Here is a 17,993-nt window from a genome sequence, read left to right as displayed (position 1 = left end):
ACGCGGCCGTTGGCATTTGAAAAAACATACAGGCGCAGCCGCCCGCTCGGAAGGCAAAAAACGGTAGAGCAAGCTCGCTTGCAGCGCAGTGGCGCGGCCGTAGCCAGAGCGAACGGGGACAGCCCGCCCCATTTTCGGGGACGCCGGATGCTCGCAAACCGGCGTCCCGTTTTTTGACGCTCAGAAAAGCGGCCCTTCGGAGATCGCGCGCAGGCCCAGCGCCAGTGCGATGATGGACCAGCTCTTAAAGAGCAGATCAATCCCCACGAAGGTCCCGATCGCCCAGTCGCCCGTAAACGGCCATCCGGTCAGGAGGAGCAGGCCGAGGAGCAGATCCACGCCGCCCTGCAGCAAATAAACCCACAGCCCGTCGAGATGCGCTGAAAAGGCGTAGCCGATCGTCGAGAAGCCGCTGATGAGGAAATAAAAGGCGATCATCAGCGTGAGCGCCTCGGCGCTGAGCATCGGCCGCGTCAGCAGAATGACGCCGACGACGCCGACGAGAACGCCCCAAAGGACGTGCACGAAGAAGTCGCTCCACAGGCCGGCGACGGAAACGCTGAACAATAGAATGGCGGCCGCGGAGGTGATGAGCAGAATGCCTAGAAAGCCGACCGCGATCTTGGTCGCTGCGGTCGCCCGAATGATCGCCAGAATGCCGAGGACTCCGATGGCGACGCCCAGCGCGAGCGCCCAACCCCAATGCACGGCGAGCGCGTCAGGCGCTTCCAAGACAAAAACATCAAAAGGCTTCTGCATATCCTGAACTCCTTCATGCCCAGCGTGGGCACGGGCGAGGCTATAACGCAAGCGCCTCGGCTTCGAGAAGTTTTTATTCGCACAGGCCTTTGCGCTCTTCCAACTGCCTGTGGCGAGAACTCTGCCAACCAAACGCGACGGTTTTTTTGCCGCTTCGCTTGACATGACGGCAGGCAGCCCAACTTGCCCGCGATATCGACCGCCTGTCAGTCGCGGCGCCAAGCGAAAGGCAGACCGATTGCGGGGGCGCTGGCCGCGGTCTTTTCAAGCAGGAGGGCACTATGAATCTCAAATGCATCAAGACGATCGCTTTGGCGACCGCCATCGCCGCGGGCGCGGGGCTCACTTTCACCAGTACAGCCCAGGCGGGTCATCGGCACTTTGGCTGGCACGCAGGATGGCACAAGGATTGGCATCGTCACGCCGGCATCCATCGCCATTGGGGCTACGCAGGCCGGGCCGTTTATGGTTATGCCGCTCCCGCCGTTTATGGTTACGGGGCGCCGGCGGCCTATGGCTACGGCGGAGGATGCTGCGCGGGTTGCGGCACTTATGGCTATGCCGGCGACGTCTACGGGGCGGCTTCGCCTTGCGGAACTTATGGCTATGGCGGCGGCGGCCTGTTCGGGCTCGGATTCGCTGGAGGCGGCTTGTTAGGGCTGGGCCTTGGTCCGTTCTAAGCAGGTTCCTGACACTCTGGAACGCCCCACGCGGTCGCCGCGTGGGGCGTCTTACTATAGGATTAGTTCAATCGGCGTCATGGCGCCTTCGAGTGCAAGCGTCTCTCCGTCAACCACGAATCGACCGCGGCTTTGACCGCTTCCAGACCGAAAAGACAGTAGTCGACATCGCGTCCGGAGCAATTGTCGATTGCAACGACCCTCTCAGCGAGCCTGACGTCGGGTATCGCGCTGACGCACTGTTTCGTCGTCCGTAGCGCTGTAACGCTGTGATCGCGGTCGCTCACGACGCAGGCGATCAGGGCCGGCTGGAATTCAGAATCGCGCGCGTCGTTGCGTCAAAATCTGGCGCCTCGCAACGCGAGGCCCCGCCTCGAGCAGGGGCGGGCGTCGCCGCCGCTCCGCTTGAAGCGCCAACCGCCCGCGAGAATTAGCGCAAAAGCGACATGTTCAAGATGACAACAAGAAAGACGGGCGAATGACGCCATGCGCAGCGAGGACCTTTGCGGCCGCCCTCGTTTTCACAGGCGCCGCCGCCTCGCAGCCATTGCCGCCCAGGGCGCCGAACGATTTGTATTCCCCACCCTCCAAGCCTGAGGGAGCCGATGAGGATCGAAGGGCCTGCCTTGCGCGACTGACCGCGTTGGGGGTCGAGTATGAGTCTTTGACGCGGCATGAGGAGGGTGCTTGCGTCATCGACGCACCGATCCGGTTAGAGGCCGTAGCCGCCAGCCGCGGCGCCGGGACGCCAATAACTTTCCCGCAACGCCCCATGATCGAGTGTCGGCTTGCTGAGCGCTTGGCCGATTGGCTGCGAGACGCCGTCGCGCCGCTGTTTCAGGCTGAATTCGGCGCCGCCCTGACGTCCGTCGTCACCGGTCCGGGCTATGAGTGCCGCAGGCGCAATCGCGCGCCCGACGCCAAAATGAGCGCGCACGCTCTTGGTCTGGCGCTGGACATTTCCGCTTTCAAACTCTCCAATAGACGCAGCGTCTACGCCGACGAGCCAGACGATCAGCGGTCAAAAAACCTCTTCGACGTTGTCCGTCGCACAGCCTGTGGCTGGTTTACGACTGTGCTGGGGCCCGGCTCCCCCGATGGGTTTCATGAAGACCACCTGCACGTCGATCTGCAGCCGCACGGCTCTCGCGATAGCTACAGAATCTGTCAGTAGCGCCCCGCTGCGTCGCGGCCGAACTCCCACGCGCTCCGCGCGATCTCCACCTCTTCGTCTGTGGGAATGACCAGCACGGCGACCGCAGAGCCCTCAGTGGAAATGCGCAGCGCATGGCGCCTGTTGGCCTCATCGTCCAAAGAGACGCCCAGCCAAGCGCAGCCGGCCGCGACCGCCGCCCGAGTCTCCTGATCGTTTTCGCCAATTCCACCGGTAAACACGAGGGTGTCGAGGCCGCCGAGCGCCGCCGCAAGCGAGCCGATCTCGCGCAAAATCCGATAGACAAAAAGTGCGATCGCCTCCTTCGCCTCGGGTGCGCCGGCGGCGCGCAAGCTTCGCATATCCGATGAAAGGCCCGATACGCCGAGCAGGCCGGATTGTCGATAGATCAAATCCTCGAGATCGCGAGCGCCCATCCGATACTGATCCATCATATAAATAAGGACGCCCGGGTCCAGCGCGCCGCAACGCGTGCCCATCATCAGGCCGTCGACGGCCGTAAAACCCATCGTGCTTGCGACGCTGCGGCCGGCGCTGACCGCACAAAGACTTGCGCCATTGCCAAGATGGCCGACGATGACCCGGCCCATCGCGAGATCCGGGGCCGCCTCCTTCAAGCGTCTGACGACATACTGATAGGAAATGCCGTGGAACCCGTAGCGTCTGACGCCTTCTTCTGAATATTTCCGCGGGATGGCGAAAGCTTGCGCGATTTGCGGCTGGCTGCGGTGAAAAGCCGTATCGAAACAGGCGATCTGCGGCAGGTCAGGATAGGCGGCGAACATGGCGCGGATCACCGCGAGGTTGTGAGGCTGGTGGAGCGGCGCGAGCGGAATGAACGTCATGAGACGGTCGACGATAACCGGCGTGAGCCGCAGCGGCGCCGAGAATTCGGGGCCGCCGTGAACGACGCGATGACCGACGGCGACGATGTCTCCTCCGTCGAGCCAGGGCGCCGCCATGCGCATCATCGCCTGCGTCGCGGCGGCGTGATCGAAGCCCTCCGGCGGCGGCTCCTCTCTCAGCAGCGTCTCCCCTTTGGCGTCGGAGAGACTCGCGCGCGGCGTCGCGCCAATTCCCTCGATCAGCCCTCTCAGCCTCAATTTGGGGGTCGACGCAGCGCCGAAAACAGCGAATTTGATGCTGGAGGAGCCCGCATTAACGACGGCGATGCTGGTCATGTCGAGATTCCGTCTGGCGAGGTTAGGCTTGGGCTCTGTCTGTCATATTCTGGGAGAGCCGGCCGCTCAAGTTCGGCGCGGCCGAAGCTGATTTTGGAAAAACACCGCTTGCATGGCTGCGATTTCGCCATGCAAGCGCCCTATTGCGGGTCGATCGTGACTTCCAGTTCGTTTGCGCGTGAGCCGGGGTCTTTTAATGCGTTTCAGTCAAACATCTCCGCGGCGGCAGATTGAACCCGGCGTCGCTGTGAGGACTTGGCCCGACCCCGCGTTTAGCCTCTCCACAAGCTTGCGCGCCCAGACCGCCGCCTATGGCGGTTTCGCCCTTGCGGAGATCAGCAAGGGGATCATCATCCTCTGGATCGGCGACTTCGCAACCGCGGACGCGGTCGGCGATCTGGTGGGCGCGCTCGCTTATCCCACTGTGGCGTTATGTCAGGCAGCGACGACCTGACGCTTCAATTTTTTTCTCTGTCAGGGTTAGCGATGCGCATAATGCGCATGCGTCGCATGCACCGCTTCTTCGAGTTTCGCAAGCGCGCTTCGCTTGCTCTTCGAAAGATCGGCGGCTCCAGGCGTGATGAAATCTCGCGCCGTATGCGGGCAGGCCCCGTGGCCTTCGAAGACCAATATCCCCGCCTCCGTTACGACAATGTCGCCGGAACGCAGCGTCTTGTCGTTCAGCAATTGGCGAGACCTCGGCGCGTCTTTGAGCATGCGACCGCAAAACGCCGGCCTGACGGGGCTGCTTCCCGTCGCGGCCTCGCCGCCGGGTTCGCCATTGCGGCGATTTGGCTCATAGGCGATTTGAGGTTTTCTCAGCCGCTCGTGAAAGATCGGCGCATAGCTGACACGGGATTTTATCCGAGAGCTTTGCCAATGGCCGAGCGACCTTGGCGGACGCCGAGCCATTCGCGGGGCGATCGGCTGACGCACATAAGCGTCGAAGCCAAAAAGCTCATCGAAGAAATCAGCCCTGGTCGGCGGCGCGCACAAAACAGCGCCCATGAGCGAGCCCGCGAAGGAGGCCAGCAGTAAAAGCCGGTTGCCCAAGACATCGCAAGGCATCTGAGTGACTCGTCACGCACGAAAGGGCTAACTTGCTCAAATGTTGAGCCCCGTCCGTTCGTCAAGCCCTCCCGCGCGCTCTTGCTCCAGCAAAGCTACGCCGGATCAAGCCACCGCTTGCAGCGGGCGTGGCGTCTTTGGAGAGGGCGAGCGACGGTCGCAAGCGTCGATCGCCTCGGCAAGCTGGGGGGCGATGCGGCGCAAACTCAACTTGGCTCGGTCGCTGTCGAAGCGAAGCGTCCGGTCGCCCTTGAGCGCCTTGGCTAACCCCATCGACCGAATAAAGGCGGCGAGCGTCGCATAGCTCTCGTCGACCTTGCTGTGCGGCGTCGGCGACGCGACGAGCCTCGCCTGCAACTCCGTCAAACGACCTTCGACGTAGCCGACGAGTTGCGTTCGGGGCACGTCGTGGAGCGCCTGGCAGGCGACGAGCGCAGCAAGAGCGTAGCGCTTATCCTGGCTGAGACCATACCGCAGAACGCATATGACCAGAATGTCAAACATCCTTCGCCTCTGCTCGGTCATATGCTGACGCCCCTATGGATGGTCGGCGGTTCGAATGAGGCGGCAAGGATCGGTCGTTATGGTTAATGAAAACTAAAAATTACCTCGCAGATGGAGCATCGTCTCGCGCACGGATTAATATTGGGCGGATGTCGCCGTCACGTAAGATCGCAGCAGTTAAGCGCGGCATTATGCGAAGGGCTCTGCATCGTCTTGGGCGACAACAAGGACCGCAGACCTCTCGATCCCACGCGAGCGATCGGCGAGGCGTTGAGCCGACGAATCACCAAAGGGAGCGAGGGAGGCTAGTGACTTTGCGCAAAGAGGTCTCCTCACCCATTTGGACAGATTCGATGGCCAAACTGGCGTCTATTCCGGATGCGGCTTCCGAAGGTAGACAGGTTTCGAAGCTGAAATCAACGCTTCACCTTCGGAGAATAGATATGAAGAAGCTGCTTCTCGTTTCGGCCGCTCTGGCCCTTTCCACCACCTACGCTCTGGCTGGCGGCCTCGATATCGCCCAGTCGCTGAAGCTCAACCAGACGATCGGCGACACCTCCAAGGGCGGCTTCGCTCTCAACAAGGCTTTCGTCCTGCAGGCGCAGGTTCCGGTCAACGCCAACGGCGACGTTTCGCAGAAGTTGGAGCTCGGGCAGACGATCGGCGACACCTCGAAGGGTGGCGCGGCCATCAACAAGGCGACCGTGATCCAGGCTCAGGTTCCGCTGAACTTCGGCGCTCCGTGATCCTTGCGCTAAGCCGGATGGTTTAGACAGATCGCGGCCGTCATCGGCCGCGATCTTATCTCGGGCCATAGCGTCCGTTGTTGACAAAGCCTCTAAAGATCGGAGCCGACAAATGAAGTATTGGCTTATCCCAGTTCTGGTCTGCATTGGCGGCGCTCAGGCGCAGGCGCAAGCGCTCGGAGGCTTCATCAGCGTCAGCCCAAGCTTCATCGGCGTCAACATTAATAACCCGCTGCTGAGCGCCGTCGCGGGCGTGCAGTTCGGCCAGCACAACGACCTCGACGTCAAGCAGAACAGCCTGACCAATTTTGTCGGCGTGCAGCAGGTCTCCATCGGCAAGGCCGGCAGCTCGCAGTCGAACAACGCCGGCGTCACCCAGGTCGGCAATCAAAGCTACACGGGTCTGGGCCAGCACATCGAATCCCTGCCGCCCATGCCGGGCTTGGGCCAGCCCTGACGGGCTGAACACGGGCGGTCGACGCCACGACAAAACCGCGTGATGACGGCGTGTGGGATGAGCCGTGTTTAGATCTTACTGGGGTCGCAACGACCGAGAATGGCGCAGTTCCAAGCACGCCATTTTGGCCTACCACGTTGGGGGCTGGCGCAAGGGCGAGTCGCCGCTTGACGCCCTTGCCAGAGCGCTCGGCGTAGAATCAGAAAAAACTCTGTTGGAAGACGGCGTCGCTGAGCGGGACGAACTTGATCAGCTTTCAGCCTGTCTGGACGCAGACTGGTTTAACCGGCCCGGGCTGAACATAGAGGAAAGCGTCGCGCTCGCCATTTCGCTGCTCAGCGAAAAACTCGCGGAAGTGCCGCCAGAAGTTCGCGCTTTCTTTGACGCGCCGCGCAAGCTGGAAATTCTGCGTAGCGCCCGCTCCGCCGAGGCGCAGAACGATCCTCGCCACTTCAATTAGCGAGCGCGCCTTCGTCGCAGGCTTCGCGCCAAAGAATATTTGCTCTGCTCGGATGGTTGGCTCGACGGGGCCGTAGTTGGCAGGCGGCTCGTCCACGCGTAAAAACGGGCCGCCCCGTCGATTTGGCAAATAAGCGGCTCCCCTATCCTCCAACTCCTAACGCCGCGCGTCTCGGGTCTAGGATCTGGATCGGATGGACGCTTCCTTGCCGGTCTCAGTAGGAACCGCGGCGGATGGCGCGGCGTTCGGCGCGATGAGCGTAACGCTCCGAGCGGCGCTCATAGCGGTGGACTTGCCTCTCAGCTCGACGCGCCGCACGACGTTCCATTCCGACCGTAGCGTGAACAGTGGCGGCGGAAAGTCCAACAGTTGGCGGCATCGCGGCAATAGGGGCTGCGTTTGCCTCTAAGCCCAAGATCATCACTGCTCCCAGGGCCAAGCCCAAAAATCCAGATTGGGTCATCGCAGTCGCTCCGGTTTGAGGAAGCCAGCTAACTAATTTTGCGCCTTCGTTTCGCAACCCTTGCGAGATCTGTTTCCGCCAATTCTGTCCACCGCGGCCATCGCTTCACCCAATTGATTCAATCGGGCGCCGAAGGTTGCCGCTGGTCGTTCGACAAGCCGGCGTTCGGCTGAGCCCGCAGCGCCTCTGCTTTCGCTCACACGACAGTCAAATCTGTAGCGACTTGACAACTTCGTAGTACCGCGACCTTCTGCCTCGCGCACTTGAGGCCGCGAGTTTCCCGGAACGGATACGAGGCCGGCGCATTGTCTAAGCGCCAGCCCGAGAGGCGGATGCAAGGGGGCGTCATGGAAAAGGAGGAAATGGTGCTGTTCGTGCTTGCGCTGTTGTGCATCGGCGCGATCTCGACTTTGTTGCCCATCTGAAGAGAAGCTGAACGTCCATAAGGCGAAGCTGATATTCAGGGCTGAGCGTGCTGGAGACGCGCTCGCCCCTTACCAGATGGGCGTAGTTGTGAAGGAGGGCGTGATGGTTAAGTTCGGAATTTTGGCGACGCTGGAAGCAAAGGTCGGCAAGGAGCATGAAGTCGCTGCATTTTTGAAATCTGCGCTGCCGCTCGTCGAAGCGGAGCCGGAAACGATGGCGTGGTTCGCGATCCGGCTATCGCCAACCACCTTCGGTATTTTCGACGTCTTTCGAGACGAAGCAGGCAGAGACGCCCATCTTGCCGGCGAAGTGGCGAAGGCTCTCATGGCAAAGGCTCCGGACCTTTTCTCTCTGCCGCCCAAGATTGAGAAGGTTGAGGTCCTGGCGTCCAAGTTCAGCTGACTGGCTGGAACAACCGTCTACTCGGGCGTCGGGGCCTTCTGCTACAGCGAAGGTAATGCCGCTTTTGCTGCGCCCGCCGCCGCGGCCTAGGCTTCCCAAGGGTCGAAATAGCGGAATGGAGGCATAGTTACTACCCTCTCTACTTTTGGAGGGGGCCATGAAACCCAAAGCTGCGGTTGTGATTATTGGCGTTGCTATCGCCACCGGTAGTTCGCTTGGCTCGATCGCTCGCTCAGAGACAGACACCCGAGCGATTATCTCGCCCAAGGATGTTAAATGGGCGCCAGCTCCAGCCTCACTCCCTGCAGGCGCCGAGGCGGCGCTCTTATATGGAGACCCCACGAAGGAGGGCTTGTTCGCGCTTCGGGTGAAGGTTCCAAAAGACTATTACATCCCGCCGCACACGCACCCGAAGGCTGAAGTCGTAACTGTTCTAACCGGCAAATTCAGCCTGGGAATGGGTCCGAAGGCGGATCGGACCTCCGCCAAGCCCATTGACGCGGGCGGCTTCATGGCCATGCCGCCTCAGGCCGCGCATTATGTCTTTGCAGACGAAGAGACCGTCCTGCAAATAACCTCAGTCGGGCCCTGGAGCATTGATTATATCGACCCGAGGGACGATCCTCGTCTCAACATAGCGCCGGATGGAAGACGCGGCGCGGCGCAACGGGAAGATTAACTTCTCACAGGACAGCAAGTAGCGGTCTGCAGCGAGGCTGGCGGCCATCTCGAAGCTTGAGGGGCTGAAATGGCCGCCAGGCCCGCGCCTGTCGGCAGAGGCGCGCACGAGGAGCCCCGCCCGGTCTCTCTCGCGCCATCAGAGCTTACCTCGCACAGCATCAGCGGATAGCTGTGGAAAATACTGGAGAGCCCCCTCCAGTATACGCCGCGACCCCGACCGCCGCGCCGAAGACTGATAAGTCTCCAACGCGAGGCCATCTTGTTTCGCTGCTTGTGCCTGGCGCGCTCAGTTAGCGAGACGCGCCCGAAGTCTGATCGGCAATTTCTGCCGGCGGCTGCCAAATCAAATCTGACAAGGCGCTCGGGCTCAATCCTTTAACCACCTTGCCAGTCTTACGATAAGCGTTAACAGCCGCGGTCGCGAGCCGCCATTCTTCTTCCGTCCAGTTCTTCGCTTCAGTCGGACCTGTCTTATCCGCCTGTTTCAGCGAAGGCGCCACCGCGCTCGCGCCGCTCTGAGTGTTTCGCTGAATCGGCTCAGGCTGCGCGGATCCGTAGGCGTTCGGAGGCACTCGGCGCAACTCAGCCAGGAAGTTAGTATTTGAATCGGGGTTGGCTGCCTGTTGATCGGCAGGATTGACCCACGATTGTGTAGTCCGGGCGCTGTCGATTTCGGACAGGTTCCGCGCGTTACGCTCGAACCAAATATTTCCGGCAACCGCGACCCCAACGATCGCTAGCGCCAGAGACGGAATAGCAATCATGTGGCGGTTGAGTTCGGGGAACTTAAACATGCGCATACTCCTGGCTTGCACAGGTGGTAGCCTTTGACTTTTCCGAGGAAGTGGCGCGGGACACCGGGACGACTTACGCTTTGGGAAGAAGCCGCCCCGGATTGGCATGAGGCGACCACCCTCGGGCCGTATCCCATAATTCCCTGAGCGGACGTATGTTTCTGTAACGCACCGAAAATTCACATGGTGGAGACAAGGGCATATGCGCCCAGACTACCTTGAAGGCCTAAACGACCATACGAAAGCGAAGCTTTTTACTCGCCAGATAGATCGCCTTCCTGGACTTAACCCGTGGAATTGCGAGCGCCCATGAAGAGCCCAGATCAGTCGGCGACGGCGGCCCCCGAGAAAAAGGCCGGCTGATGTGACATCGCCATGATGAGAGGATCGCCCGGAAGGGGTGTTTCCAACGGATAAAAAATAAGCTTGAAATGCGATGACCGTTGTCTTCATCGAAGACAAGTCGTCTGCGCGGCGAAAGCGCTCTTTCGCGGATTGGCCACCGCTCGTTGCGAGGTCTAATGGGTTTGGTCTCAGGCATTGCGAACTTCTCGTTGCTTGGCGGCCCGCTGCACCGACTGAGCGCGCGGTGCGCTCTTGTGCGCGGCGACACGAATACGATCCCGCTGGGATTGACGCTGGGCTGGGTTTCCTGGCTCATTCTTGTCGCTCTCGCCTTGGCTCAGGGTACGACGAAAATCTTTGCTTTGCCCGTCATAGCGGTTCATGCGCGGCTCCTTCTGGCTCTGCCGCTGCTCTTTGTCGCGGAAACGGCGCTAGACGCCCAGTTCCGGAAGTTCATCGTGCTATTGGTGCGCTCGGGAGTTGTCGGCGCGCGCGCTTTGCCAGAACTGGAGACGGCCGCCGGCCGGCTCTTGCGTTGGAGGAACTCATGGGCGCCGGACGCGACGAGCCTCGTCGCAGCCGCCGCTCTGTCCCTGCTTTGGGTGCGGATGCGGCTGACAGAGGAGAGCGCGCATGAATTCATCCAGGCGCTCGGCGCCACTCCTCTCGCCGCGGCCTGGTATTGGTTCGTTTGTCTACCGCTCTTTCGTTTTTTGATGTTTCGCTGGGCCTGGCGGCTCGCTTTCTGGTATGTGCTCCTGTGGCGGCTGAGCAGGATGGACCTCCAATTGGCGCCCGACCATCCTGACCGCGCCGGGGGGCTCGGCTATCTCGAGATCGTGCACACGCATTTCGCGACTCTCGTTCTCGTGATTTCAATCATCGTTTCAGCGACCTTCGCCGGGGACATTGCTTCCGGCACAACTAGTCTGAACGCTATCTTTCCCGCGTTGTTCATGACGCTGCTTATCGACGTGGCGTTATTCATCGCCCCTCTCTCCGTCTTCGCCTTCAAGCTGCGGGCGTGTCAGGAAAAAGGACTGCTCGACTATACTGCGCTTTCGTCTCGCTATGTCGGCGCGTTCGAACGGAAATGGATCAGGGGCGAGGGCCCGCAGGAGGAGCTGCTCGGAACGCCCGATCTTCAATCCCTTGCAGATCTTTCGAACAGCGTCACAGTGGTGCGCAACATGCGCCTTGCCCCAATGAGCCTGCGCCTTTTCGTGATTATTGGAGCGGCAGCTCTAGCGCCAATGGCGCCGCTTCTTCTTTTCGACTATCCTTTCGCGCAGCTGGTTCAGATGCTTTTGCGAAAGCTCGCCGGCATATAACCGACTAACTGAAATAGCCAATCCGCGACGGGAAGATCATTTTTCGGCTTGGTTTCGCGGGCCTGCAAGAAAGGCGTGGCCGCGGCGAAGATCGAAACTATTGAAGTCCGGACGAGCTCGCGGTGCGCGCGAGGTCCACGCATTGGCGCGGGCGCAACCTCGGGCGTTACCGTACGACGCGTGAACGGCGAGGCGGCGGCGGCAGAAGAGCACATTGGCAAGGTCGTAGATTCCGCAAGTAGAATTTATAGCCCGTCCTCGTATAGTGCTTCGTCGCCGCGCATGCATCGCCGGCCTTTCTTCCTAAGAACCACGAGCAACCTGGGAGAAAATCATGGATTTTCATCCTTCGCCCCATCGTGTCCTCAGGTTTTGCCGCGCTGGAGAAGGATCCTTGCGGCCTAGAGCGGCGCTTGTCGTGAGCGCCGATAGTTTCGCCTCTCAGCCACGGGTGCGCCGGTTGATAAACCTCGAGCGGCGAGCGTCGTTTGGGACGCTAGAGGCCTCTGTTGGCGACGTCCGCGCGCAGCGCCTCCCCGAGCTGCGCAAGTAACCTTCCTGCGAGCCAGCGCCGGTCGCAAATCCGTCTCCAGCGTCTCCGGATAACAACGACGCCGTCGGAGCGGTTTCCGCAACGCGCGGCTTCTTTGGCGCCCCCTTAGACCAGCAAGATCCCGGCGGCGAAAATGACGCAGATAGCGGTGAGCGCTAAGCCGATCAGCGCCGCCGGCCAATCCCTGTCCTTCGCCGCCTTGTAAGTCGAAACGGCCAGGATGAGGCCTGATACCGAAAACGCCGCTACGCCCAGGATTGGCAATGCGGAGATCACGCGCGCCGAGACAGGGCGAGCGACTGGAGTAAGCGCTACGAAGGACATGGATTGGACTCACAGGAACGTGTGCACCCCTTTCACCGAAGCTGTCGCTGTCGGCTCCAGCGGTTGATCGCAGCAAAAAAGCGGAAGGGCCTGTCCGGGTCCGTATGGCGGCGCATCGCATAGGTCGCTCGGGCGCGGTAGAGAGTCCCGGGGGCGGTCCGTCCCCCTCTTCTGGCGCACGGAAACATCGCCGATAGCCGCCTGCATCCGCACGGCCCACACAGGTTTCCGCAACGCGCGGCCGAATAGCCCTCTTTCGCCGAGGGAACAACCCGATGGGCCTCGCGTTGCATGGGCTGGCCGAGGGGCTTTGTCAGGCAAGGACCCGGAGACGCGGCAATGAGAAACTCACACAAACTGCTCACGACGGCGCTGGCCGCAGTTACGCTGGTCGGAGCGTTCTCGATTTCCACTCCCGCTTCCGCATGGGGTCGATACGGTTGGGGCGGCGGATGGGGCCGCCACATTGGATATGGCGGCGGATGGGGCCGTCATTGGGGATATGGCGGCGGATGGGGGCGCCATTGGGGCTATGCGAGACCTGGCTGGGGTTACGCCCGCTGGGGGTATGCGAGGCCTGGCTGGGGCCGCTGGGGATATGGCGGTTTGGGGTTAGGAGCCGGCCTGGCGACCGGCTTGGCTCTCGGCGCCGCGCCGTTTGGTTACTGGGGCGCCGCAAGTCCGGGTTATTGGGGCTCGGCGGGCTGTGGCGCTTACGGCGCCGCTTACCCGGTCACCTACGGCTACGGCGGCGGTTGCACCTGCTTCTAGCCCACTTTGCTCGGCTCAGTTCCACATCTCCGCTGAGTTGAGTCAAAGGCATGCAACCGCTCCAAGGCGGTTGCATGCCGAGCTCTTGCAATCAGAAGCCGGGCCTTCGGGGTGGGAAAGCTGGGCCGCCTGGCCAGCCCAAACGCCCTTCTTCCTCGCCTCCGAGCTTCAGGGCTTGCGCGAGGGCTAGCTGTATAAGCAAGTTGGCAATCCGCTCCGGGAGCGGCTCCTCAACCACTGCCTCGAACGAGCGGCGAAGTTCCTGCCCAAGCCTCTCATGGATAGCGAATTCCTCTTGCGACGGCTTGGCCGCGCCCGCTTTGTCGTCTACCGCCATTGCGCGGCGCCCCCTCCCGCTTGGTCTCCGCTCCTATTTAGTTTTGCTCGCGGGATTTCCAGTCTTTGCCAGGCCAAGTCGTCTAATCGCGACGGCGACGGCCGCGGGCGCGCCGGAAGCGTCGATCGACCCGGACTCGGCGGGGAAGAGGCACGTTGTATTGCGGGGAGCCGGCTTAAACCCTAAGTGTAACGTCGCACGTTGCGAAACGCCTCGCATCGCAGCGGCTGTCCGCAGCCCAAACGCCACGCGAAAACCGGCGCAACGTGGGGCCCGCCTGAGGGCGCCCTCGGCGGGCCTTCTTACTGCCATCTCTGTTTACCACCGACCCGCGTACGTTCCGTAGCCTTGCAGGGTGATTGGCGCGCGACGGCCCCCCGTGGCTGAGGTCGTCGCCCTGATCAAGCAAATCGCGGCGGAAAAATAGAGCGTCGAAGTCGTGCGTAGCGCGTCGGCGGGGCGGGCTCGTTGATCCGATAAAATCTCCTCGCGACCGCCTTGTGCACACGGGGAACTATTGAAACGGCGGGAGTACGGCGCGGGGACCCCGACAAGCCTATCTGATCGCCATCTGTCAGGATCTTCGACGCCACCGGCTACGCCGTTTCGTGGACGACGTGCGTTGCGGCTTTCTGCAGGGTTTTCTCGCGGCCGCTCAATCAAAAACGCCGGCCTCGCGACGAGGCCGGCTTTGCAAGCGACGATGGAAATTAACGGGCGCGCAATTGCCTCAATGAGGCGACGGACATTTTCTGCTGTGATCGCATCCTGGAGGCGGCGGAGGATGGTCGGGATGCTCCGGATGTTCAGGATGTACGGGATGCAATGGAGGTTTAGGCGGTTGAGCCGCTTGGGCGAGCGCCGGCGTCATCATCGATGCTACCAAAAAAGCTAACGTCAATTTTCTCATTTGTTACTCCAAGTATGTCCGCCGCTGTGCAGGTTTCATCCTGGCGGGGCAACCCTTAGAGCAAAAGCTGCGCAACTTCCAGCGCAGGGACGAGCGGCGAGCGGCGCGGCATTTTTCACCTTTCCTAGGCGCTAAAGACGGCGCGCCAGTCTGGCGAAGTCCAATGAAATTGTCGGACGTTCTTTCTTCCTCATCAATGTTTGAAAGCCGGCGCCAGCTACACTGTTTTGCGATCAGTTCGAAGTGATGATGGCGACCACAGTTCGTCAATTGGCGCCGCAAGTTTTGAAAAGCGCGTGATGTCCAAAGGGCCCTGACAATTTTGTCGCCTGAGCTCCCGCGGGTGTGTTTTATTAACAACGACCCAACGCCACACTTTATTTCTGCGCCGAAACCGGCAAGGCTCCTGCGATGGATCGGCCGTTACAGGGAGAATACAAAACGCGGCTTTCTGAATCGCCTCGCAATCGGCATCCAATAGCCGGCATGTCAATTCGTCGTGCGCCATCGTTACGCCCTTGCGCCTTCTCGGCCTTCGTGGGGCTTGCTATCCCGACCGCACCCGTCCGATCGGACGATCCAGGCGACTTTCTTTGCTCGTCTAGGGTCATCAACCAGGCGCTCCCGTTCTAAGGAGCCAAGCAGTCATACTCGCGCGCGAGCAATCCAAGGTTAAGTGTCGGAGCAGGAAGACTTCGCACGGATTTTCCGCGGATAGAAAGCACACGTTCGTGGGCCGTTCTGCGCCGAGGCGCCCAAGTCCTGAAATCAGGATTTTTGAAGCCTGATGGTTTTCAAGAGGCTTAATGGTGGGCGGCACAGGGATTGAACCTGTGACCCCTCCCGTGTGAAGGGAGCAGCTATCCATTTTAAAACAATTGGTTGCGCACTTCTCCACGGATTTTTCCACGTTCTCTCGCGCGTGGCCTCAAGTCGGTGCCAACTACAGACGAGTGATCAGGGAGAGCCATTGTCCTTTTCCTGATCGAATAGAGAACCTTGTGATGGCTGCCGGGCTGCCACAAACTTTATCACCTCAATGATCTTGTAAGTCGGCTTGCCCATCTTCCCAGACTTGTCTTTTGGTGTGCTGATTTGGAGGCGCACGTAGTAAGCGTCTTCTGCAAATGAACCGCCACGCGTCAACGTATCCTTGGCGATTTCAGTATCCGAAATATCGACGTAAACTGGGTCTTTGCCAAGTTTGAATCGCCATTTGTCAGCGCTGATGTCAAAGACTGGGGAATAAACGCTTAGCCAAGCATGCGTTTCTTCGACTTGCGGCGCCTCCTCGCCCAACTCTTCTAAGGCTGTGTTGCAAGAGGAAATGATTTCATCAATCTCCTCTCCTTCGAATTTGTCCACGGGCCGCCCAGCCTCAACGCGTCTCTAGATTATCAAAACCATCTCTGCCGATGGGTGAGAACGCGTCGCGGGTAGCCCTAAGGGCCCTTGGGTTTAAGGATAGATTGTACACATGGTGATGCACGGTGATTGGATTGTGGTCGCCCTCCACCTGAACGCTTACGAAGCCGGATTTGTCCTGATCTGTCAGCGTAGTAGTATTTACTAGTTTGCGCCCGCGTCGCCATCTCAAATAGCCAAGGTAACTGATCCCTCCGACCCCACCGGCGGCGATTGGCTTCAATAAACCAATCCATTCCAAAATATTCTTGGCCGTTTCGACGTGGTCATCCCCAAGCAAGGTCTTGACTTGCTCAAAAATGTTCATCACGACTTCGAAATTGATATTAAAGCACTTGTGCTCGAAGTCAGATATAACAAGGACCTTAGCCGTTGCCTTCTTGCCGTTGAATTCACTGTTTGCCTCACGGATAAGGCGACCAAACGCAATAAGAGCGGGGCCGAGCGCTTCAACGTCTATCGAATGATCGTCGGGGCGATCTTTGCCGCTATAAGCGACCGAAAATTTTTGGCGGCTCATATCAGCGCCCTCGCCACCAGAAACCACGTCGGCCATCTCTAACCCTCAAATCGTCATACGAAATGAGGCAAGCAATAGCACACGCCATCGATCTTGAGGAGAAGAACGATTTCACCCGTCTCGCCGCTGAAAATCTCGCCATTCGACCGTTGCGGCGCCACCGTCTGGATGCATGTTTTGCTTCATGTGGGCGCCTTCCAAACCTGGGGCAGAAAATCTGCTTTTCGCGCCTCCTCAGTCTGGACCAGGTGCTCATAAACTGACGCCGCCTGGCGGGAGCGCCAAGCCTGTGTCTCGACCAACCCGGCAGTATCGAGGCCGCCGTAGCGGCGCATCCAGGTCGCCCAAGTGTGGCGGAAGGCGTGGAAGGCCACGCGCGGCGGGATATCGACGCCAGCTGCCCGCGCAGCCTCGTCTAGCCACGCGTAAAGCCGCCCATTCTTCCCGAACCTGAATAGCTTGCCCTTGCGGTCGAGACCGCGGGGGTGTCCTGCAAGGGCCGCGACAAGGACGGGCGGAAGGTGGGCGAGCCGTGGCGCCTCCGTTTTTGTTATCGGGATGTATGCCCACGCCTCTGGCAGATTAACGCGCTCGACATCGAGCGTCAGCGCCTCGGATAGGCGGCAGCCGGTGTAAAGCAAAAAGGTAAGGAAGACTCCGAATTCCGGATCCCGCTCCCCAGCGGCCGCGAGCAACCTCTCCGCCTGCTCAGGAGTGAGCCAGAAAATGCGGCGGCTTCCGCGGCCTCCCTTCGGCCGCCGGAGGCGATCGTCAACGCCAGCGAGTTTCAGGATCGCTGAAACCGGGGAATAAACCTGCCGGTTGCGCGTCGCCATGGACGCGCGAGGATACAAAGTCACTGCGGCTTCGTCTATCGCGGCCTGGTCGATACGCTCGAGCGGCGTCTCACCGAAGTGCTCGGCGAGCTTTAACACGAACCGCGGTTCACCCCCGGTCCGGACATATTTCAGAGCGGCGTTCGCGAAGGTCGCCTTCTTTGGCCCGGAAAAGGAGCCACGTTCGATCTCGTCTCGGATTTGGGCGAGGACTTTGCCCGCGAGCTTTTTGTCAGAAGCCCCCGTAGTTCGGTCAACGCGGACCCCGAGGTGTGTCCCGCGAACCGTCCAGTTCGGACTTTTTCCGGCGCGTGGCGGGATGAGCTTGAGGGGCATGGCAAATCCTCAATAATTTGAACAACATCGCTTTCAGTAAACAGCCGCTTCCGCCCGGCCATGCGACCATAAGAGCGGCTTCGCAAGAACCCCTGCAGCCAGCGCCGGGAGACGTGAAGCCTATCGGCGACCTCATCAATGGTCAAAAGGCTTTGCGGCGGCTTGCTCAATGCTGAGATCTCCTCGCTCCGTCAGCCTGCTCACGAACCGTCTCGGTTAGTGACGGTCTACAAACTTGAATGGCCCAAGGTGCTCCTCGAGGATCTCGAGGGCCTCCTTTGCGACAGCGGCCTTCTCTGGTTTCGTTGGGCCGTTCAGATAATTGACGAGAAGGCAATGCGCCGCGACGAGTAGCAGCGTCGGCGAGCAGTTTGCGTCGAGGTCGTAAGGAAACCCCTCGGGGATCGCCTGCATCTTGAGGTCACGATACTGCATCGCCGCTGTTTCCCCGGCCGCGTCGGCTGACTGTTGATTGCTGCTCATTGGCCTCGTTTCTCCATTGGGCGTCTT

22 protein-coding genes and 1 pseudogene are annotated in these 17,993 nt (G+C 60.4%); 10 read left to right on the top strand and 13 right to left on the bottom strand.

The window, feature by feature from the left end:
* Positions 1 to 180: 180 nt before the first annotated feature.
* Positions 181 to 759: a DUF308 domain-containing protein gene (locus RVU70_RS11570; RefSeq protein ID WP_363346380.1), complete on the bottom strand. Its 579-nt coding sequence runs from the start codon at positions 757 to 759 to the stop codon at positions 181 to 183.
* Between the two features lie 281 nt (positions 760 to 1,040).
* Between RVU70_RS11570 and RVU70_RS11565 the strand changes: the two genes are divergently transcribed.
* Both RVU70_RS11565 and RVU70_RS11560 read left to right on the top strand, forming a co-directional pair.
* On the top strand, positions 1,041 to 1,439 hold the full coding sequence (locus RVU70_RS11565; RefSeq protein WP_363346378.1) for a hypothetical protein: 399 nt from the start codon (positions 1,041 to 1,043) through the stop codon (positions 1,437 to 1,439).
* A 478-nt stretch (positions 1,440 to 1,917) separates the two neighbouring features.
* Positions 1,918 to 2,613 carry an extensin family protein gene (locus tag RVU70_RS11560; protein WP_363346376.1) on the top strand — a complete coding sequence of 232 codons (696 nt, stop codon included), beginning with the start codon at positions 1,918 to 1,920 and terminating at the stop codon, positions 2,611 to 2,613.
* Here the strand turns inward: RVU70_RS11560 and RVU70_RS11555 are convergent.
* Positions 2,607 to 3,794, bottom strand: a complete 1,188-nt coding sequence (locus tag RVU70_RS11555; protein WP_363346374.1) for an acetate/propionate family kinase — start codon at positions 3,792 to 3,794, stop codon at positions 2,607 to 2,609. The two genes, RVU70_RS11560 and RVU70_RS11555, sit on opposite strands and share 7 nt — an antisense overlap.
* A 247-nt stretch (positions 3,795 to 4,041) precedes the next feature.
* On the opposite strand from RVU70_RS11555, the gene RVU70_RS11550 reads away from it, so the two are divergent.
* Positions 4,042 to 4,248: a hypothetical protein gene (locus RVU70_RS11550; protein WP_363346372.1), complete on the top strand. Its 207-nt coding sequence runs from the start codon at positions 4,042 to 4,044 to the stop codon at positions 4,246 to 4,248.
* A 26-nt stretch (positions 4,249 to 4,274) separates the two neighbouring features.
* Here the strand turns inward: RVU70_RS11550 and RVU70_RS11545 are convergent, their stop codons facing one another.
* Complete coding sequence (locus RVU70_RS11545) at positions 4,275 to 4,802, bottom strand: hypothetical protein (protein WP_363346370.1); 528 nt, start codon at positions 4,800 to 4,802, stop codon at positions 4,275 to 4,277.
* Positions 4,803 to 4,967: 165 nt separating this feature from the next.
* On the bottom strand, positions 4,968 to 5,366 hold the full coding sequence (locus RVU70_RS11540; protein ID WP_363346369.1) for a hypothetical protein: 399 nt from the start codon (positions 5,364 to 5,366) through the stop codon (positions 4,968 to 4,970).
* A gap of 443 nt (positions 5,367 to 5,809) precedes the next feature.
* Between RVU70_RS11540 and RVU70_RS11535 the strand changes: the two genes are divergently transcribed.
* The 5 genes from RVU70_RS11535 (at position 5,810) to RVU70_RS11515 (ending at position 8,999) form a co-directional block, all read left to right on the top strand.
* A complete protein-coding gene (locus tag RVU70_RS11535; protein WP_363346367.1) occupies positions 5,810 to 6,112 on the top strand; it encodes a hypothetical protein in 303 nt (100 codons plus the stop codon).
* 112 nt (positions 6,113 to 6,224) lie between these two features.
* The gene (locus RVU70_RS11530) at positions 6,225 to 6,569 is read left to right on the top strand and encodes a hypothetical protein (RefSeq protein WP_363346365.1); all 345 of its coding nucleotides are present in this window, start codon (positions 6,225 to 6,227) and stop codon (positions 6,567 to 6,569) included.
* Between the two features lie 214 nt (positions 6,570 to 6,783).
* Positions 6,784 to 7,029, top strand: a complete 246-nt coding sequence (locus RVU70_RS11525) for a hypothetical protein (protein ID WP_363346363.1) — start codon at positions 6,784 to 6,786, stop codon at positions 7,027 to 7,029.
* 991 nt (positions 7,030 to 8,020) lie between these two features.
* Entirely contained in the window at positions 8,021 to 8,320 is a 300-nt protein-coding gene (locus RVU70_RS11520) for an antibiotic biosynthesis monooxygenase (RefSeq protein ID WP_363351308.1), read from the top strand.
* A gap of 157 nt (positions 8,321 to 8,477) precedes the next feature.
* Positions 8,478 to 8,999: a cupin domain-containing protein gene (locus RVU70_RS11515; RefSeq protein ID WP_363346361.1), complete on the top strand. Its 522-nt coding sequence runs from the start codon at positions 8,478 to 8,480 to the stop codon at positions 8,997 to 8,999.
* A 292-nt stretch (positions 9,000 to 9,291) separates the two neighbouring features.
* Here RVU70_RS11515 and RVU70_RS11510 read toward each other — a convergent pair whose 3' ends face one another.
* Entirely contained in the window at positions 9,292 to 9,795 is a 504-nt protein-coding gene (locus tag RVU70_RS11510; RefSeq protein ID WP_363346359.1) for a hypothetical protein, read from the bottom strand.
* A 533-nt stretch (positions 9,796 to 10,328) separates the two neighbouring features.
* On the bottom strand, positions 10,329 to 10,523 hold the full coding sequence (locus RVU70_RS11505) for a hypothetical protein (RefSeq protein ID WP_363346357.1): 195 nt from the start codon (positions 10,521 to 10,523) through the stop codon (positions 10,329 to 10,331).
* Between RVU70_RS11505 and RVU70_RS11500 the strand changes: the two genes are divergently transcribed.
* Positions 10,503 to 11,471, top strand: a complete 969-nt coding sequence (locus tag RVU70_RS11500) for a hypothetical protein (RefSeq protein ID WP_363346355.1) — start codon at positions 10,503 to 10,505, stop codon at positions 11,469 to 11,471. The genes RVU70_RS11505 and RVU70_RS11500 overlap by 21 nt on opposite strands.
* Positions 11,472 to 12,129: 658 nt before the next feature.
* Here the strand turns inward: RVU70_RS11500 and RVU70_RS11495 are convergent.
* On the bottom strand, positions 12,130 to 12,348 hold the full coding sequence (locus RVU70_RS11495) for a hypothetical protein (protein WP_363346353.1): 219 nt from the start codon (positions 12,346 to 12,348) through the stop codon (positions 12,130 to 12,132).
* A 339-nt stretch (positions 12,349 to 12,687) separates the two neighbouring features.
* Between RVU70_RS11495 and RVU70_RS11490 the strand changes: the two genes are divergently transcribed.
* Complete coding sequence (locus RVU70_RS11490; RefSeq protein ID WP_363346351.1) at positions 12,688 to 13,119, top strand: hypothetical protein; 432 nt, start codon at positions 12,688 to 12,690, stop codon at positions 13,117 to 13,119.
* 91 nt (positions 13,120 to 13,210) lie between these two features.
* Here RVU70_RS11490 and RVU70_RS11485 read toward each other — a convergent pair whose 3' ends face one another.
* From RVU70_RS11485 to RVU70_RS11460, 6 genes and pseudogenes are all read right to left on the bottom strand, one after another.
* A complete protein-coding gene (locus RVU70_RS11485) occupies positions 13,211 to 13,456 on the bottom strand; it encodes a NepR family anti-sigma factor (protein ID WP_363346349.1) in 246 nt (81 codons plus the stop codon).
* Between the two features lie 1,867 nt (positions 13,457 to 15,323).
* Positions 15,324 to 15,731 (bottom strand): hypothetical protein, encoded by a 408-nt coding sequence (locus RVU70_RS11480; protein WP_363346347.1) that lies wholly within the window; start codon positions 15,729 to 15,731, stop codon positions 15,324 to 15,326.
* Between the two features lie 13 nt (positions 15,732 to 15,744).
* Positions 15,745 to 16,347, bottom strand: a complete 603-nt coding sequence (locus tag RVU70_RS11475; protein ID WP_363346346.1) for a hypothetical protein — start codon at positions 16,345 to 16,347, stop codon at positions 15,745 to 15,747.
* 146 nt (positions 16,348 to 16,493) lie between these two features.
* Positions 16,494 to 17,483 (bottom strand): site-specific integrase, encoded by a 990-nt coding sequence (locus RVU70_RS11470; protein ID WP_363346344.1) that lies wholly within the window; start codon positions 17,481 to 17,483, stop codon positions 16,494 to 16,496.
* Positions 17,484 to 17,503: 20 nt separating this feature from the next.
* Positions 17,504 to 17,629 (bottom strand): annotated as a pseudogene (locus RVU70_RS11465) (helix-turn-helix domain-containing protein); the annotation flags it as partial.
* Between the two features lie 70 nt (positions 17,630 to 17,699).
* A complete protein-coding gene (locus RVU70_RS11460; RefSeq protein ID WP_363346342.1) occupies positions 17,700 to 17,966 on the bottom strand; it encodes a hypothetical protein in 267 nt (88 codons plus the stop codon).
* Positions 17,967 to 17,993: the final 27 nt, after the last annotated feature.

The sequence above is a fragment of the Methylocystis echinoides genome, from assembly GCF_040687965.1.
GTDB lineage: Bacteria > Pseudomonadota > Alphaproteobacteria > Rhizobiales > Beijerinckiaceae > Methylocystis > Methylocystis echinoides_A.
The sequence above is the reverse complement of the archived record's forward strand: the minus strand, read 5'-3'. Positions and strand labels throughout refer to the sequence as shown.

Excerpts from the sequence above, each read along its gene's own strand:
- RVU70_RS11570 (WP_363346380.1), bottom strand. The coding sequence starts at position 759 with ATGCAGAAGCCTTTTGATGTTTTTGTCTTGGAAGCGCCTGACGCGCTC.
- RVU70_RS11565 (WP_363346378.1), top strand. The coding sequence starts at position 1,041 with ATGAATCTCAAATGCATCAAGACGATCGCTTTGGCGACCGCCATCGCC.
- RVU70_RS11560 (WP_363346376.1), top strand. The coding sequence starts at position 1,918 with ATGACGCCATGCGCAGCGAGGACCTTTGCGGCCGCCCTCGTTTTCACA.
- RVU70_RS11555 (WP_363346374.1), bottom strand. The coding sequence starts at position 3,794 with ATGACCAGCATCGCCGTCGTTAATGCGGGCTCCTCCAGCATCAAATTC.
- RVU70_RS11545 (WP_363346370.1), bottom strand. The coding sequence starts at position 4,802 with ATGGGCGCTGTTTTGTGCGCGCCGCCGACCAGGGCTGATTTCTTCGAT.
- RVU70_RS11540 (WP_363346369.1), bottom strand. The coding sequence starts at position 5,366 with ATGTTTGACATTCTGGTCATATGCGTTCTGCGGTATGGTCTCAGCCAG.
- RVU70_RS11535 (WP_363346367.1), top strand. The coding sequence starts at position 5,810 with ATGAAGAAGCTGCTTCTCGTTTCGGCCGCTCTGGCCCTTTCCACCACC.
- RVU70_RS11530 (WP_363346365.1), top strand. The coding sequence starts at position 6,225 with ATGAAGTATTGGCTTATCCCAGTTCTGGTCTGCATTGGCGGCGCTCAG.
- RVU70_RS11520 (WP_363351308.1), top strand. The coding sequence starts at position 8,021 with ATGGTTAAGTTCGGAATTTTGGCGACGCTGGAAGCAAAGGTCGGCAAG.
- RVU70_RS11515 (WP_363346361.1), top strand. The coding sequence starts at position 8,478 with ATGAAACCCAAAGCTGCGGTTGTGATTATTGGCGTTGCTATCGCCACC.
- RVU70_RS11510 (WP_363346359.1), bottom strand. The coding sequence starts at position 9,795 with ATGTTTAAGTTCCCCGAACTCAACCGCCACATGATTGCTATTCCGTCT.
- RVU70_RS11505 (WP_363346357.1), bottom strand. The coding sequence starts at position 10,523 with ATGAACCGCTATGACGGGCAAAGCAAAGATTTTCGTCGTACCCTGAGC.
- RVU70_RS11495 (WP_363346353.1), bottom strand. The coding sequence starts at position 12,348 with ATGTCCTTCGTAGCGCTTACTCCAGTCGCTCGCCCTGTCTCGGCGCGC.
- RVU70_RS11490 (WP_363346351.1), top strand. The coding sequence starts at position 12,688 with ATGAGAAACTCACACAAACTGCTCACGACGGCGCTGGCCGCAGTTACG.
- RVU70_RS11485 (WP_363346349.1), bottom strand. The coding sequence starts at position 13,456 with ATGGCGGTAGACGACAAAGCGGGCGCGGCCAAGCCGTCGCAAGAGGAA.
- RVU70_RS11475 (WP_363346346.1), bottom strand. The coding sequence starts at position 16,347 with ATGGCCGACGTGGTTTCTGGTGGCGAGGGCGCTGATATGAGCCGCCAA.
- RVU70_RS11470 (WP_363346344.1), bottom strand. The coding sequence starts at position 17,483 with ATGCCCCTCAAGCTCATCCCGCCACGCGCCGGAAAAAGTCCGAACTGG.
- RVU70_RS11460 (WP_363346342.1), bottom strand. The coding sequence starts at position 17,966 with ATGAGCAGCAATCAACAGTCAGCCGACGCGGCCGGGGAAACAGCGGCG.